Origin of the sequence: Macrococcus carouselicus (assembly GCF_004359515.1) — a bacterium.
Classification (GTDB): domain Bacteria; phylum Bacillota; class Bacilli; order Staphylococcales; family Staphylococcaceae; genus Macrococcus; species Macrococcus carouselicus.
This window is the reverse complement of record NZ_SCWD01000001.1, coordinates 782,911-796,772: the sequence shown is the minus strand read 5'-3', so window position 1 is coordinate 796,772 and position 13,862 is coordinate 782,911. Positions and strand designations below refer to the sequence as shown.

At 42.4% G+C, this 13,862-nt stretch carries 19 protein-coding genes; 17 read left to right on the top strand and 2 right to left on the bottom strand.

Features of this window, described 5'->3' with window-relative positions; translation table 11 throughout:
• Position 1: 1 nt before the first annotated feature.
• Positions 2 to 250, bottom strand: a complete 249-nt coding sequence (locus ERX40_RS03990; RefSeq protein WP_133417202.1) for a DUF2626 domain-containing protein — start codon at positions 248 to 250, stop codon at positions 2 to 4.
• 199 nt (positions 251 to 449) lie between these two features.
• Here ERX40_RS03990 and comGA point away from each other — a divergent pair, with 199 nt between their 5' ends.
• The 11 genes from comGA to gcvPB all read left to right on the top strand — a co-directional run bounded on the left by comGA (position 450) and on the right by gcvPB (position 8,471).
• Positions 450 to 1,427: a competence type IV pilus ATPase ComGA gene (gene comGA / locus ERX40_RS03985; RefSeq protein ID WP_133417201.1), complete on the top strand. Its 978-nt coding sequence runs from the start codon at positions 450 to 452 to the stop codon at positions 1,425 to 1,427.
• Positions 1,360 to 2,445 carry a competence type IV pilus assembly protein ComGB gene (gene comGB / locus ERX40_RS03980; RefSeq protein ID WP_165980655.1) on the top strand — a complete coding sequence of 362 codons (1,086 nt, stop codon included), beginning with the start codon at positions 1,360 to 1,362 and terminating at the stop codon, positions 2,443 to 2,445. The genes comGA and comGB overlap by 68 nt, the downstream gene beginning before the upstream one ends.
• Positions 2,446 to 2,480: 35 nt before the next feature.
• A complete protein-coding gene (gene comGC, locus ERX40_RS03975; protein ID WP_133417596.1) occupies positions 2,481 to 2,804 on the top strand; it encodes a competence type IV pilus major pilin ComGC in 324 nt (107 codons plus the stop codon).
• Positions 2,791 to 3,225 carry a hypothetical protein gene (locus ERX40_RS03970; protein WP_133417199.1) on the top strand — a complete coding sequence of 145 codons (435 nt, stop codon included), beginning with the start codon at positions 2,791 to 2,793 and terminating at the stop codon, positions 3,223 to 3,225. Before comGC ends, ERX40_RS03970 begins: the two co-directional genes overlap by 14 nt.
• Positions 3,212 to 3,445 carry a type II secretion system protein gene (locus tag ERX40_RS11210; RefSeq protein ID WP_165980654.1) on the top strand — a complete coding sequence of 78 codons (234 nt, stop codon included), beginning with the start codon at positions 3,212 to 3,214 and terminating at the stop codon, positions 3,443 to 3,445. The genes ERX40_RS03970 and ERX40_RS11210 overlap by 14 nt, the downstream gene beginning before the upstream one ends.
• A complete protein-coding gene (locus tag ERX40_RS03965) occupies positions 3,393 to 3,851 on the top strand; it encodes a ComGF family competence protein (protein WP_165980653.1) in 459 nt (152 codons plus the stop codon). The genes ERX40_RS11210 and ERX40_RS03965 overlap by 53 nt, the downstream gene beginning before the upstream one ends.
• A complete protein-coding gene (locus ERX40_RS11205; protein WP_165980652.1) occupies positions 3,829 to 4,005 on the top strand; it encodes a hypothetical protein in 177 nt (58 codons plus the stop codon). The genes ERX40_RS03965 and ERX40_RS11205 overlap by 23 nt, the downstream gene beginning before the upstream one ends.
• A complete protein-coding gene (locus tag ERX40_RS03960; protein ID WP_133417197.1) occupies positions 4,005 to 4,502 on the top strand; it encodes a shikimate kinase in 498 nt (165 codons plus the stop codon). Before ERX40_RS11205 ends, ERX40_RS03960 begins: the two co-directional genes overlap by 1 nt.
• Before the next feature lie 69 nt (positions 4,503 to 4,571).
• The gene (gcvT, locus tag ERX40_RS03955; RefSeq protein ID WP_133417196.1) at positions 4,572 to 5,654 is read left to right on the top strand and encodes a glycine cleavage system aminomethyltransferase GcvT; all 1,083 of its coding nucleotides are present in this window, start codon (positions 4,572 to 4,574) and stop codon (positions 5,652 to 5,654) included.
• An 11-nt stretch (positions 5,655 to 5,665) separates the two neighbouring features.
• Entirely contained in the window at positions 5,666 to 7,009 is a 1,344-nt protein-coding gene (gene gcvPA, locus ERX40_RS03950) for an aminomethyl-transferring glycine dehydrogenase subunit GcvPA (protein ID WP_133417195.1), read from the top strand.
• Positions 7,002 to 8,471 (top strand): aminomethyl-transferring glycine dehydrogenase subunit GcvPB, encoded by a 1,470-nt coding sequence (gene gcvPB / locus ERX40_RS03945; RefSeq protein WP_133417194.1) that lies wholly within the window; start codon positions 7,002 to 7,004, stop codon positions 8,469 to 8,471. Before gcvPA ends, gcvPB begins: the two co-directional genes overlap by 8 nt.
• Positions 8,472 to 8,508: 37 nt before the next feature.
• On the opposite strand, the gene ERX40_RS03940 is transcribed toward gcvPB, so the two are convergent.
• On the bottom strand, positions 8,509 to 8,892 hold the full coding sequence (locus tag ERX40_RS03940; RefSeq protein WP_133417193.1) for a rhodanese-like domain-containing protein: 384 nt from the start codon (positions 8,890 to 8,892) through the stop codon (positions 8,509 to 8,511).
• 94 nt (positions 8,893 to 8,986) lie between these two features.
• On the opposite strand from ERX40_RS03940, the gene ERX40_RS03935 reads away from it, so the two are divergent.
• The 6 genes from ERX40_RS03935 (at position 8,987) to ERX40_RS03910 (ending at position 13,844) form a co-directional block, all read left to right on the top strand.
• Positions 8,987 to 9,817, top strand: coding sequence for a lipoate--protein ligase family protein (locus ERX40_RS03935; RefSeq protein WP_133417192.1), 831 nt, complete (start codon positions 8,987 to 8,989; stop codon positions 9,815 to 9,817).
• A 55-nt stretch (positions 9,818 to 9,872) separates the two neighbouring features.
• Complete coding sequence (locus ERX40_RS03930; protein ID WP_133417191.1) at positions 9,873 to 10,922, top strand: M24 family metallopeptidase; 1,050 nt, start codon at positions 9,873 to 9,875, stop codon at positions 10,920 to 10,922.
• A 24-nt stretch (positions 10,923 to 10,946) separates the two neighbouring features.
• On the top strand, positions 10,947 to 11,504 hold the full coding sequence (gene efp / locus ERX40_RS03925; protein ID WP_133417190.1) for an elongation factor P: 558 nt from the start codon (positions 10,947 to 10,949) through the stop codon (positions 11,502 to 11,504).
• 109 nt (positions 11,505 to 11,613) lie between these two features.
• On the top strand, positions 11,614 to 12,057 hold the full coding sequence (gene accB, locus ERX40_RS03920; protein WP_133417189.1) for an acetyl-CoA carboxylase biotin carboxyl carrier protein: 444 nt from the start codon (positions 11,614 to 11,616) through the stop codon (positions 12,055 to 12,057).
• Positions 12,057 to 13,406, top strand: a complete 1,350-nt coding sequence (gene accC, locus ERX40_RS03915) for an acetyl-CoA carboxylase biotin carboxylase subunit (protein WP_133417188.1) — start codon at positions 12,057 to 12,059, stop codon at positions 13,404 to 13,406. Before accB ends, accC begins: the two co-directional genes overlap by 1 nt.
• Positions 13,407 to 13,511: 105 nt before the next feature.
• Positions 13,512 to 13,844: an Asp23/Gls24 family envelope stress response protein gene (locus ERX40_RS03910; protein ID WP_133417187.1), complete on the top strand. Its 333-nt coding sequence runs from the start codon at positions 13,512 to 13,514 to the stop codon at positions 13,842 to 13,844.
• Positions 13,845 to 13,862: the final 18 nt, after the last annotated feature.

Genomic DNA, 13,862 nt, shown 5'->3' with positions numbered 1-13,862 from the left:
TTTATTTATGCATGCCGAAACTAGGTTCCAGCAGGAATGTAGAGTAATAAGTGAAGCCTACCCAGCAGATAACTAAATAGGCTGCGAAAATATACATATACATTCTTTCAGTAAGATTTAAATAGCCAAGAAGGATGAAGAAGCCTGTCTGTGCAACGAAGATGAAAGCAACGATATCCATGCCGCCTACATAGAACATTACTGCAAAGATAGCTGTCCAGAATCCTAAAGTTTTAAAAACTTTATCCATTTAATGTTCCCCTCTCTGATCAATCAGTTCATGTCACTTATTATTATAAAGTTTGTCACATAAGATGTAAACCTAATTTTCATTTCAAGATATAGGTAAAAACATGATAAAACCTGAGTAAAAAGATTTATTGATGATGTAATTCAATCATATTAAAGAATATTCAATTTTTCAACGATTATTAAGTAAGGAGGGATATATGAAAGAGATTGTACATCAGATAATTGTAGAAGGAATCAATAGGAATGCTTCTGATATTCATTTTATTCCATCAGCAGGTTCTGTTCACCTGAAGATGAGAATGGAAGGGCAGATTGAGAAAATTGAGCAGCTTGATATGGAAACCTATGAAAAAATCATTGCTTACTTGAAGTTTGTTTCAGGTCTTAATGTCAGTGAGCGGAAAAGAAGCCAGAGCGGCATGCTGGAATTTCTCCATGAGGATATACACTATCATATCCGTCTCTCTACGCTTCCGCAGTCTGTAGGCAGTGAAGCGGTAGTCATGCGGCTGCTGAAAGCAGAGTTCACATCCGGACATCGTGTTGATAATAGGCAGCTCTATGCCATGATGAAACTTTCTCATGGCCTCATCCTCATCACTGGTCCTACGGGCAGCGGGAAAAGCACCCTCATGTATCATCTGCTCACGAATGCCAGAGATGAACTGAGCCGGCAGATCATCACGATAGAAGATCCTGTTGAACAGACACTGAATGAAACAATCCAGGTAAATGTCAATGAGAAGGCAGGTATCACATACCGCGATTCTTTCAAGGCTATTCTTCGCTGTGATCCTGATATCATCATGATCGGAGAAATACGGGACGAAGAGACTGCAAAGCAAGTCATCAATGCAGCCCTCAGTGGCCATCTTGTACTGTCGACTCTGCATGCCAGCAATAGTATAGGGGCCATTGAACGTTTACTTGAGATGGGAATCAATCAGTCTGAAATTAAGCAGGCAGTGCAGCTGATTACCAATCAGCGTCTGATAAAGATGGATGCCGGTCGCAGGCTTGTCATTGAAATGCTTGACCATGAACAGATTGAGCACTACTTAAAAACAGCCGAACTGAAGCGTTTTATCTCATTGGATGAACAGATTGATGACTTGTATCAATCTGCAAGTATTTCATTGGCAGAACTGGAGAAGTATCGTGTGGTCCTCCAATAAACTGAAACAATATGATGATGATTTTCTTCTTCGAATAGCGGAGTTGACAGAGAGCGGTTTCACTCAGTTCGAAGCTGTGAAATTTCTTTTCAGCCAGTATGACGGGGTGAAAACGTCAGTCAAGGATGACTGTCTTACTTTGCTGAAAGAAGGCAGACAATTGAGTGATGTGATGACGCTGCTGAATTACAGGGAACACAGTGTGCTGCAGATCTATTTTGCAGAGCAGTACGGTGATATCAACCAGTCACTGAAGGAATGTCATTCGTATAGTCTGTCACAGAAGAAAAGCAGACAGCAATTTCTTAAGACCATTCAATATCCTTTCATTCTTATGTCCATATTCTTCGGACTGATTATAGTCGTCAATCAGACTGTACTCCCGCAGTTCAAGAATATGTATGACTCAATGGGCATCGTCATTTCACGCGAGCTTCAGGTGATGACTGCCATTCTTTTCATCCTTCCTCACGTCCTCCTTACCGCTTTAGGAGGGGTAATCGTACTAGGGATCCTGTATTTCCTGGTCTATCGGCAGGCGGATATCAGCAGGAAACTCTGGTTGTTGCGACGTATTCCGCTCGTCAATAGTCTGTACCGGAAACTGCTGACTTATCGTATCAGTCTGGAACTGTCATTCTTCTTAGCAAACGGCATTGAGATGCTGAAAATTATTCAGATTTTTAAAAATCAGGACAAAGACGTCATTCTCAGATATATCGGCGAGCATATTGACAATTCATTACTGAGTGGTTATTCGTTGCCGGAAGCAGTTAAGCGCGTCAATCTCTTCGAGAATTCAATGGTGCACTTTATTCAGCACGGGGAACGCAATTCAAAACTGGATATTGAACTGAAGTATTATTCTGCTTATATTTTCAAAAAGTTTGAGCAGCAGATCGTCAACTATATCAGATGGATTCAGCCTGTCGTATTTTTCTTGCTGGCCATGTTGATTATCACCTTATACCTTGTCATTATTTTACCGATGCTGCAGATGATGAGCGGCATCCAATAACAGGAGGAAGTAAAATGAAGTTTTATTCAGCTGAAATGAAACGCACGATTAAAAAGGGATTCAGAACCGATGACGGATTTACCCTGATTGAGATGCTGTTGGTGTTACTGGTGATCTCTGTACTGATTATCGTTATTATACCTAACATAGCCAAGCAGTCGGACAACGTTCAGAATACAGGTTGTACAGCACAGGTCAAGATGGTCCAGGGTCAGCTTGAAGCTTATAAGCTGCAGACAGGAAAACTACCTACTACTATTGACGCATTAGTGCCTGATTTTCTTAAAGAGAACCAGACAAGCTGTAAGAACGGCAAGAAAATCAGTATTGTGAACGGCGAAGCGATTGCAGCAGACTAGTCAGGCATTCAGTTATATTGAAATGCTGCTCATCATATTGATCATGCTCATCATGATCCATGTGATGAGCTATCATTCATTTGATAGCACTGAAGCAGATGTCACGGAAGCTAATCAGGAACTTCTTGCAGTGATTACGTATTATCAGACTTTATCGATGCAGACTAACCAGTCAATCACGCTCGCATTTCTACCAGGCAGCCGTCATATGCTGATATATTCACAGAAGCTCGGAATCGATACACAGTACAGAATAAGAAATGGTTATATCTATCGAGGCAATAGTTTGTCGTCCGCTGAAATTACATTTAAAGGTGATACCATTAACCGCGGCGCGACGGTTACTTATTTTATCAATGAAAAAAGGTTCGAGCTTATTTTCCAGCTGTTGAGAGGACGGATACGTATTGAAAGCAGATAAAGGTTTTCTGTTGATAGATTCCATGCTCAGCCTGGCGATTACTTCAATCATCTGTCTGGCACTGCTGCCGATGATGCAGAAAATGGGGCAGAACTACGAAGATTCTTATAATGAGCTTCAGCAGTATCGTGAATTTTATGTGTACATCAGAGGAGGAGGAGCGGTCCATGAAGATGAACACAGCATCTGCTCACCGGTCTATTGTATCAAGAAAAAATGAAGGCTTTACATTAATTGAAATGCTGCTGAACCTAGCGATAATGGTGATGATTGTCAGTTTATTTCCTTTGATCATCATCAATATCAGCCAGTTCAAAGCTATTTCAAGCGAAAGTTATGATATCAATAAGGAAATGTGTCTTCGTGACATCATTGCTGAAATACAGGATAAAAAACTATCAGTCAGTGGAACCGAACTGATTGCTAGGGATCTGACAATGGGAAGAAAATACGGTTATAGCTTTCATCAGTCGAGGGTGATTAGAAAAGTAGATGGGACCGGCTATATTATTCTGCTGGAACACGTGAAATCTGCAAAATTCTTTGAGGACAACCAGCACTATTATCTTGAACTGGAGTGGATGGATAAATGGAGGGCTAAACATGAAACGTTTCAGTTACAATGATGGCATGGTATTTCCGTTTGCTCTGATTCTGCTGATGATTGTCATATTTTATGTGGGTTCCTTTAGTGTCAGATATACAGTAAAATTAAATACGATTGAAAACATCAAAAATTACTATTACAATGAAATAATCAACGAAATGAGGCAGACATAATGGCTATAGTACTTATCGGTTTTATGGGTGCCGGTAAAACCACCATAGGACAGGCACTGGCTGGACGACTGAATAAGAGATTTGTCGACCTTGATACTTATATCGAGCAGAGGGAAGGACGGACAATAGCCACAATATTCAGTGCTGATGGTGAGGATTATTTTCGGCAACTTGAACATGAAGCTTTAAGGACCTGGCTTCCAGAGGATATTATTATGGCGACTGGTGGCGGCATTGTTGAAAGAGAAGAAAACATACATATTTTAAACCAGAATGCGGACACTTTCTGGTTGAACACCGATATAGAAAAATTGTTCGTACGTATTTCCGGCGATTTAAGCCGTCCGAATGCTGCTGAACACACATTTTCTCAAATTAAAGAGTTGTACAACAAGCGTCTTTCACGATATAATGAAATCGCATTCATGGAAGTGGACTCAAATAAAACAGTTGAAGAATGTGTTGAATTGATTTTAACTCATCTTTCACATTCTTAACGTTTGATGTACCATTTGCCTTAAGCCGAATTGGTTATAATAAGCGAAACATTTAATGGAGGAGAAAAAATGACAGAACTTAAGAAGACCCCTTTGTATGACAAATATATTGAAGATGGTGCTAAAGTAATTGACTTTTCGGGATGGGCACTACCTGTTCAATTCTCCAGCATTAAAGAAGAACATATCGCAGTCCGCGAAAATGTCGGTATGTTTGATGTCAGCCATATGGGTGAAATCATCGTTGAAGGTGAAAAAGCACTTGATTACCTTCAATATGTACTGACTAATGATATCTCTAAAGTAACGCAAGCCAAAGCAATCTATGCAATGATGACAAATGAGCAGGGTGGCGTAGTAGACGACCTTGTAGTCTATCAGCTTGAAGACAATAAATATTTATTAGTTGTTAATGCAGGAAATACTGATATCGACTATAAATGGTTAACAGATCATCAGATTGACGGCGTTGAAGTGAAAAACGTATCAAGTGAATATGGCCAGATTGCCCTGCAAGGTCCAGAAGCGAAAGAAATCATGGAAAAATTAGTGACGGTTGATATCAGCGAGCTGAAAATGTTCGGCTTCATCCAGGATGTTGAATTATTCGGTAAAACAGTGATTCTTTCTCAATCAGGTTACACGGGTGAACATGGTTATGAAATCTACTGTTACGCTGATGATACAGTCGCTATCTGGAACGGCCTGCTTGAACAGGGTGTTGTACCTTGCGGCCTGGGTGCACGTGACACATTACGTCTTGAAGCAGCTCTGCCACTTCACGGGCAGGATATCACACCAAACATCACACCTATAGAAGCTAAAATGGGCTTCAGTGTCAAACTGCAAAAAGGTGATTTCATTGGTCGTGATATTATCGCCAAACAGAAAGAAGAGGGACCTAAGCGTAGATCAGCGGGTCTTGAACTCCAGGAACGGGGTATCGCACGTACTGATTATGAAGTCTTCAATAAAAATGACGAGAAGATCGGTTATGTGACAAGTGGTACGCAATCCCCATCTACTGGACGTTCTATCGCTTTAGCCTTAATCGATGTAACTGAAACTGAAATCGATAACGAAGTATTCGTTCAAGTCAGAAAAAATAAAGTACCGGCAAAAGTAGTTAAAACACCATTCCATAAAAATTAAGGAGAGAGATTATGAGCCATCGCTATATTCCATTAACAGAAACTGATAAGCAGGAAATGTTAGAAACAATCGGAATTGAGTCAGTGGATGAGTTGTTCGCTGATATTCCAGAAAAAGTACGTTTTGATGGTCCGCTTAACATCAAAGAAAGAAAGTCAGAGACTGCTCTTTTAAGAGAACTATCTGCACTCGCTAATAAGAATATCACAAGCGAAACACACGCCTCTTTCTTAGGTGCAGGTGTCTATGATCATTATATTCCGATTGTGGTGGATCATGTTATTTCACGCTCTGAGTTCTATACGGCGTATACACCTTACCAGCCGGAAATCTCTCAAGGTGAATTACAGGCCATCTTTGAATTCCAGACAATGATTTCAGAATTAACAGGTATGGACGTTGCGAACTCATCTATGTATGATGGCGGAACTTCATTCGCTGAAGCGGCGATGCTCGCTTGTGGTCATACTCGCAAGAAAAAAATCATTGTATCTAAAGCGGTGAACGATGAGTCTCGTGCTGTTCTTCGTACTTATGCAAAAGGACAGAACTTAGATGTCGTTGAAATCGATGTAAAAGATACGGTCACTGATTTAGATGCTCTTAAAGCAGCGGTTGACGCTGATACTGCATGTGTCATGGTTCAGTATCCTAACTTTTTCGGCAGCATTGAAGATCTTGAGACCATCAAATCATTCACTGAAGGCACTAAAGCGTTATTCGTTGTATCAAGCAATCCACTGGCCCTCGGCTTACTGACACCGCCGGGTGAGTTCGGTGCTGATTTAGTGGTCGGAGACGCGCAGGTGTTCGGTATCCCAGCACAGCTCGGTGGCCCACACTGTGGTTACTTCGCAGCGACTAAAGCACTGACACGTAAAATGCCAGGTCGTTTAGTCGGCCAGACGCATGATGATGAAGGTCAACGTGGTTTCGTACTGACATTACAGGCACGTGAACAGCATATCCGTCGTGATAAAGCGACTTCAAATATCTGTTCCAATCAGGCACTTAATGCACTTGCTGCTTCAGTGGCTATGAGTGCACTGGGTAAAAATGGTGTGGTTGAAATGGCAGAACAGAACCTTTTCAAAACAAATTATATGAAAGATAGAATGATTGAATCTGGTTTTGAAATATTACCAGGTACATCATTTAATGAATTCGTTGTCAAATTCAACAGACCGGTTGCTGAGATCAATGATCAGCTTCTTGAAGAAGGCTTCATCGGTGGCTATGATTTAGGTCGTATCGATGATAAATACGAAGGCCACATGCTGATTGCGGTTACTGAACTTCGTACGAAAGAGGAGATCGATACATTCATTGAGAAAGTAGGTGCCTATAATGCTTAAAGGAGCAACTCCATTAATTTTTGAACGTTCTAAAGAGAATCGTTTTGCCTATTCGCTACCACCGCTTGAAGTAGAAGGCAAGAAAGTCGAAGATATTTTAGATAGCAAATTTATTCGTAAAGAAAAAGCGATGTTACCGGAAATCGCTGAACTTGATTTAATGCGTCATTATACTGAGCTCTCCAATAAAAACCACGGTGTAGATACAGGTTTCTATCCACTCGGTTCATGTACGATGAAATATAATCCGAAAATCAATGAAAAAGTGGCTCGAATGGCAGGATTTGCCCAGGCACATCCACTCCAGGATGATAAGACGATTCAAGGCTCACTTGAGGTCATCTATGATCTTCAGGAACATTTAAAAGAGATTACAGGGATGGACGAAGTGACGCTTCAGCCAGCAGCAGGTGCTCACGGTGAATGGACTGCACTGATGATGATTAGAGCATTCCACGAAGCAAACAATGACCATGCCCGTACAAAAGTCATCGTTCCTGACTCAGCACACGGTACGAATCCGGCTTCTGCTACTGTTGCAGGGTTCGAGACAGTGACTGTTAAATCAAACGACCAAGGATTAGTTGATATTGAAGACTTAAAACGCGTAGTAGGGCCTGATACAGCCGCAATCATGCTGACGAACCCGAATACACTGGGTCTTTTTGAAGAAGATATCATGGAAATCCGCGAAATCGTGCATGCAGCTGGCGGTAAATTATACTATGATGGCGCTAACCTGAATGCCATCATGAGTAAAGTACGTCCTGGCGATATGGGCTTTGATGCGGTCCACTTAAACTTACACAAAACATTTACAGGTCCACACGGTGGGGGCGGTCCAGGTTCAGGTCCGGTTGGCGTGAAGAGTGACTTAATTCCATTCTTACCAACACCACATATCGTTAAAGAGAATGAGACGTTCAAACTGGATTATGACCGCCCAGCGTCAATCGGTCGTGTTAAACCGTTCTATGGTAACTTCGGCATCTACTTACGGGCCTATACTTATATCCGTACGATGGGTCCTGATGGTCTGAAAGAAGTATCTGAAACGGCCGTCTTAAATGCAAACTACATGATGAGACGTCTGCAGCCTTACTTCGAATTACCATATGACAGACATTGTAAACACGAATTTGTCATCAGTGGTGTGAGACAGAAGAAGCTCGGCGTCCGTACGTTAGATATGGCGAAAAGACTGCTTGACTTCAACTTCCATCCACCTACTATCTATTTCCCATTGAACGTTGAGGAATGTATGATGATTGAACCGACTGAAACAGAATCTAAAGAGACGCTTGACAGCTTCTGCGATACAATGATTCAGATTGCGAAAGAAGCTGAAGAGAATCCGGATATCGTATTAGAAGCGCCGCATCACACAGTGATCGGCCGTCTGGATGAAACGACAGCCGCTCGAAAGCCTGTCCTTCGTTTTGAAGGCACTATTGAAAAATAAGCACTAAAAAACTTCAATCCATCAGGATTGAAGTTTTTTAATGCTTCGATTTTATTCTGCCTTGCCATTCCTTGTAGCCGCCTTTAAGCATGAAAAGATGTTCATATCCTTTTTTCTTCATCATTCTGGCTGCACGGTAGCTCGATACACCGTTCTTATCGATGAAATAAATCGGCTGGTCTTTACGTAGACCAAGCATACGTGTTCTGAAAATACTCATCGGAATATTTCTTGCACCTATAATATGACCATATTCATAGTCTGCTTTTTCGCGTAAATCGATTACCTGTGCACGACGCATGCCTGCCTGAAAGTCATCTTGACTTAGTTCAGTAACAGATTTACGATTGATAGAGTAATTGATTGCAATGTAAATAATAAGCGCAAGAAGGATGATACCTAGAATAATCCATACTTCCATTCTGTTTCCTCCTCAACTAGCATATTATTATTATAAAGATTAACGTTCATTATTTCAAAGTTATTTTACTCTATATACTATAAGGATGATACATATGACAGAACAATGGCTATTTATCAATACAAAAAAACAGAACCCTTATTTCAATATGGCACTTGATGAAGCGCTGCTGAACTGGGTATCAGAAGGGAAGATGCAGCCTGTCATCCGCTTCTACGGCTGGAATCCAAGGACTCTCTCGATAGGTTATTTTCAGAAACTGGAGAAAGAGATTGATATCGAAAAGGTGAAGGCAAATGATATCGGTCTAGTCAGAAGAACGACGGGCGGCCGCGGTGTTCTTCATGATAAAGAGCTCACGTATTCGGTAGTAGTACCCGAGTCACATCCGGACATGCCTCAGGCAGTGACAGAGGCCTACCGAGTGATATCGAATGGTCTGCTGGAAGGGTTCAAGGAACTTGGTTTCGATGCCGAGTTCGCCATTCCGCGCACCGAAGAGCAGAAAGCGAAACTCCGGGATCCAAGAAGCTCAGTCTGTTTCGATGCACCAAGCTGGTATGAGTTGGTGGTGGAAGGGCGTAAAGTAGCAGGCAGTGCACAGACAAGACAGAAAGGCGTCATTTTGCAGCATGGCTCCATCCTTCAGGACATTGACACTAATGAACTGTTCGATCTCTTTATCTATAAGAACCCACGGATGAGAGAGAAGATGCAGAATGCTTTCAGTGACAAGGCTGTTGCCATCAACGACTTATCAGATCGGCATGTCACTATTAAAGAGATGGAAGAAGCGTTTCATAAAGGGTTTGAGAAAGGTCTCGGCATAGAGCTTGTTCCTTATGAACTGACCAATGAACAGCTGGAAGAAGTCTATCAGATCGCAGACAAATATATGAGTGATGAATGGACATATAGACGATAGCACTATTTATGCTATGATTAGTAGAGACTGAATTTTCAGACATGGAGGAAATGATATGAAATTTGATAAACTGAATCAACTGATGAGTGACAGAGAGCTGGATGCAGTGGTTGTGCTTTCACCGTACAATCGTCGCTATCTTTCACTTTTTACAGGATCGAGCGGCGCATTGGTCATCACAAAGGATAAACGTTATCTTGTGACGGATTTCCGTTATATCAGTCAGGCCACAGAACAAACAGACTTTGAAATCGTCAAACAGCAGGGACTGCTTCTCGATGCAGTCAAAAAGTTAGTCAGCGAGAAAGGCTACCAGACAGTAGGCTTTGAAGGTGACCTCATTACTTTCCAGCAGTACCAGTCATTGAATCAAAGTATGGCTCTAGTTGACATTGCTGGAGAGATTGAGAGAATCAGAATGGTCAAAGAACCATCAGAAATAGAAGTAATCCAGAAAGCTGCGGATATAGCAGATGAAGCATTCAGTCATATCCAGACATTCATCAGAGCAGGCATCACTGAACTGGCAGTCAGCAACGAACTTGAGATGTTTATGCGCAAGCAGGGCGCAAGCGGTTCGTCCTTTGATATCATTGTGGCATCAGGTCATAGAGGAGCACTTCCTCATGGCATCGCATCGGGTAAAGTCATCGAAACAGGCGATATGGTCACGCTTGATTACGGTGCACTCTACAATGGCTATGTATCAGATATTACACGTACACTTGCTGTTGGTGAGCCGCTTGATGAAATGCATAGGATCTATGATATCGTGCTCGAGTCACAGGTCACAGCGCTGAATCAGGTCAAGGCCGGCATGACCGGTAAAGAGGCAGATGCGATTTCCCGCGATATCATCAAGCAGGCGGGTTATGGTGATCAGTTCGGCCATTCACTTGGACACGGCATCGGACTAGAAGTCCACGAGGGTCCCGGACTTTCAGCAGGGTCAGATCTGCAGCTGGAACCAGGTATGTGCGTCACGCTTGAACCAGGTATTTATGTGGAAGGACTGGGCGGCGTTCGCATTGAAGATGATGTACTGGTCACGGAAAGTGGACTAAAGCGCTTTACACATTCCACGAAAGACCTTATTATTTTATAGAAAGCAAATTTAGGAGGATTACTCATGATCTCAGTTAACGATTTTAAAACAGGTTTAACAATTGAAGTAGATAACGGTATCTGGCGTGTACTTGAATTCCAGCACGTGAAACCTGGTAAAGGCGCAGCATTCGTCCGTTCTAAACTCAGAAACTTACGTAACGGTGCCATTCAGGAGAAAACATTCCGTGCAGGTGAAAAAGTAGGCAAAGCTCAGATTGACAATCGCAGAATGCAGTATTTATATGCAAGCGGTGACTCTCATGTCTTTATGGATACTGAGACATATGACCAGACTGAATTACCAGAAGCAAACCTGACGCATGAACTGAAGTTCTTAAAAGAGAACATGGAAGTTCATATTCAGAGCTACCAGGGTGAAACCCTTGGAGTTGAACTCCCTAACACAGTCACACTTGAAGTAACTGAAACAGAACCAGGTATCAAGGGTGATACAGCGCAAGGTGCGACTAAAGCAGCCACGGTTGAAACAGGTTATACGCTGAATGTTCCTTTATTTGTTAACCAGGGCGATCTGCTTATCATCAACACCACTGACGGTTCATACGTATCACGCGGTTAAATGCAACCTTCCTATTTTAAGGAAGGTTTTTTATTTTAACTTGAATTGGTCTGACCACTGAAGTAAAATGAGGATTAGTAAATGAAACTGATTGTTAAAGGAGAACCTTATGAATCTTGAACAAATTAAAGAACTGATTAAAGTACTGGAAGACTCATCGCTCACAACGATTGAGATTGAAGATAATGAACAGAAGGTAAAACTTTTCAAGGAAAGTAAGATAGCCGAAGTCGCCGCGCAGCCGGTACAGGTTGCAGAGCCTGCACAGCAGCTCCAGGAGATTGAAGTTGAAGCTGTTCCTGCTCAGGCTGAGGAGGTGACTCAGACCATCAATGCGCCGATGGTCGGCACATTCTATAAATCACCATCGCCCGACAAAGGACCGTATGTCAATGTCGGAGATAAAGTTTCCGCAGATTCCATTGTCTGTATTCTTGAGGCGATGAAACTTTTCAATGAGATTCAGGCGGAAGTGGCCGGTGAAATCGTGGAGATTCTTGTTGAAGACGGTCAGATGGTCGAATATGGTCAGCCGCTCTTTAAGGTGAAATAATGAGAAAAGTACTTATTGCAAATAGAGGCGAAATCGCAGTCAGAATCATACGCGCTTTAAAAGAACTGGGCATTCAATCGGTCGCTATCTATTCAGAGGCAGACCGCGAGGCACTTCATGCACAGCTTGCAGATGAAGCTTATTGTGTCGGTCCGAAATATTCCAAGGATTCTTATCTTAATATCCCGAACATTCTGTCCATCGCAAGTTCGACTGGCTGTGATGGTATCCATCCCGGCTACGGCTTTCTCGCTGAGAATGCAGATTTTGCGGAGATGTGTGAGGCTTGTAATATCAAGTTCATTGGCCCGGGACATGCCGCAATCAACAAAATGGGTATCAAGGATATTGCGAAGAAAGAGATGATTAAAGCGAATGTTCCTGTCGTACCCGGCAGTGATGGTCTGGTCAGTTCGGTTGAAGCAGCAAAAGCTGAAGCAGAACGTATCGGTTATCCGGTTATCATCAAAGCAACAGCAGGTGGAGGCGGTAAAGGGATCCGCGTCGCTCGCGATGAGAAAGAACTGATGACAGGTTTCCGTATGACTGAACAGGAGGCGGAAATCTCATTCGGGAACAAAGGACTATATATAGAAAAGTTCATTGAGAACTTCAGACACATCGAGATACAGGTGCTGGCAGATGGTTTCGGTCATACAATTCATCTCGGTGAGCGTGACTGTACGATTCAGCGTCGTATGCAGAAACTTGTCGAGGAATCTCCGAGTCCTATCCTGTCAGAAAAGACCAGAATGGAGATGGGTGCAGCGGCCGTACGTGCCGCAGAAGTCGTCGGTTACGAGAATGCAGGAACGATTGAGTTCATCTATGACCTGGATAGCGACCAGTATTACTTCATGGAGATGAATACGCGCATCCAGGTAGAACATCCTGTGACCGAGATGGTGACCGGCTGTGACCTCGTGAAATGGCAGATCAGAATCGCAGCCGGTGAGCCGCTTACTCTTCAGCAGGAGGATATCCAGTTCAGAGGCCATGCGATCGAACTGCGGATCAATGCTGAGAACCCGGTGAAGAACTTCATGCCGTCTGCAGGTGACATCACCCAGTACCTTGTACCTGGTGGTTACGGTGTCAGAGTGGATTCTGCCTGCTACAATGGTTATACGATTCCCCCTTATTATGATTCAATGGTGGCAAAGCTGATCATCCATCAGCCGACGAGAGAAGAGGCGATTGCATGCGCGCTGAGAGCACTCGATGAGTATATCATCATGGGAATCCATACGACGATTCCGTTCCATCAGGCGCTTCTTAAACATCCTGTTTTCTGTAGCAAGGAATACAGCACAGACTTTTTAAATGAAAATAAACTGAATATAGAATAGAATGCGGAAAGAAGTCTCCCTGAGACTTCTTTCTTTGTATTTTCAGTTAAAATAACTATAGAATAATGGTATGATAAACTTATTATATGATGGGAGGCATAAGCTATGTCTAAACAGAATTTAGGAACAGTTGAAATTGCGCCTAATGTCATTGAAGTGATTACGAATATTGCAGTGGGTGAAATCAAAGGTGTTTCACTTGCTCAGAAATATAAATCATTGGATAAGCTGGGTGTCAAAAATGCAAAAGGTGTCAATGTCGAGGTCAAGGAAAGTGATATCTATATCGATGCATACTGTATCTTCGATTACGGAACTAAAATCTCAAGTACTGCCAAACAGGTTCAGCAGAATATCAAGAATGCTCTGACCAACATGACAGCTCTGACACCGAAAGAAATCAATATCCACATCATCAATATAAAATTTAATGATTAGGAGGATGCTTGCATCCTC

Coding starts and splice junctions, on each gene's coding strand:
- ERX40_RS03990 (WP_133417202.1), bottom strand. CDS start 250: ATGGATAAAGTTTTTAAAACTTTAGGATTCTGGACAGCTATCTTTGCA.
- comGA (WP_133417201.1), top strand. CDS start 450: ATGAAAGAGATTGTACATCAGATAATTGTAGAAGGAATCAATAGGAAT.
- comGB (WP_165980655.1), top strand. CDS start 1,360: ATGACTTGTATCAATCTGCAAGTATTTCATTGGCAGAACTGGAGAAGT.
- comGC (WP_133417596.1), top strand. CDS start 2,481: ATGAAACGCACGATTAAAAAGGGATTCAGAACCGATGACGGATTTACC.
- ERX40_RS03965 (WP_165980653.1), top strand. CDS start 3,393: ATGAAGATGAACACAGCATCTGCTCACCGGTCTATTGTATCAAGAAAA.
- ERX40_RS11205 (WP_165980652.1), top strand. CDS start 3,829: ATGAAACGTTTCAGTTACAATGATGGCATGGTATTTCCGTTTGCTCTG.
- ERX40_RS03960 (WP_133417197.1), top strand. CDS start 4,005: ATGGCTATAGTACTTATCGGTTTTATGGGTGCCGGTAAAACCACCATA.
- gcvT (WP_133417196.1), top strand. CDS start 4,572: ATGACAGAACTTAAGAAGACCCCTTTGTATGACAAATATATTGAAGAT.
- gcvPA (WP_133417195.1), top strand. CDS start 5,666: ATGAGCCATCGCTATATTCCATTAACAGAAACTGATAAGCAGGAAATG.
- gcvPB (WP_133417194.1), top strand. CDS start 7,002: ATGCTTAAAGGAGCAACTCCATTAATTTTTGAACGTTCTAAAGAGAAT.
- ERX40_RS03940 (WP_133417193.1), bottom strand. CDS start 8,892: ATGGAAGTATGGATTATTCTAGGTATCATCCTTCTTGCGCTTATTATT.
- ERX40_RS03935 (WP_133417192.1), top strand. CDS start 8,987: ATGACAGAACAATGGCTATTTATCAATACAAAAAAACAGAACCCTTAT.
- ERX40_RS03930 (WP_133417191.1), top strand. CDS start 9,873: ATGAAATTTGATAAACTGAATCAACTGATGAGTGACAGAGAGCTGGAT.
- efp (WP_133417190.1), top strand. CDS start 10,947: ATGATCTCAGTTAACGATTTTAAAACAGGTTTAACAATTGAAGTAGAT.
- accB (WP_133417189.1), top strand. CDS start 11,614: ATGAATCTTGAACAAATTAAAGAACTGATTAAAGTACTGGAAGACTCA.
- accC (WP_133417188.1), top strand. CDS start 12,057: ATGAGAAAAGTACTTATTGCAAATAGAGGCGAAATCGCAGTCAGAATC.
- ERX40_RS03910 (WP_133417187.1), top strand. CDS start 13,512: ATGTCTAAACAGAATTTAGGAACAGTTGAAATTGCGCCTAATGTCATT.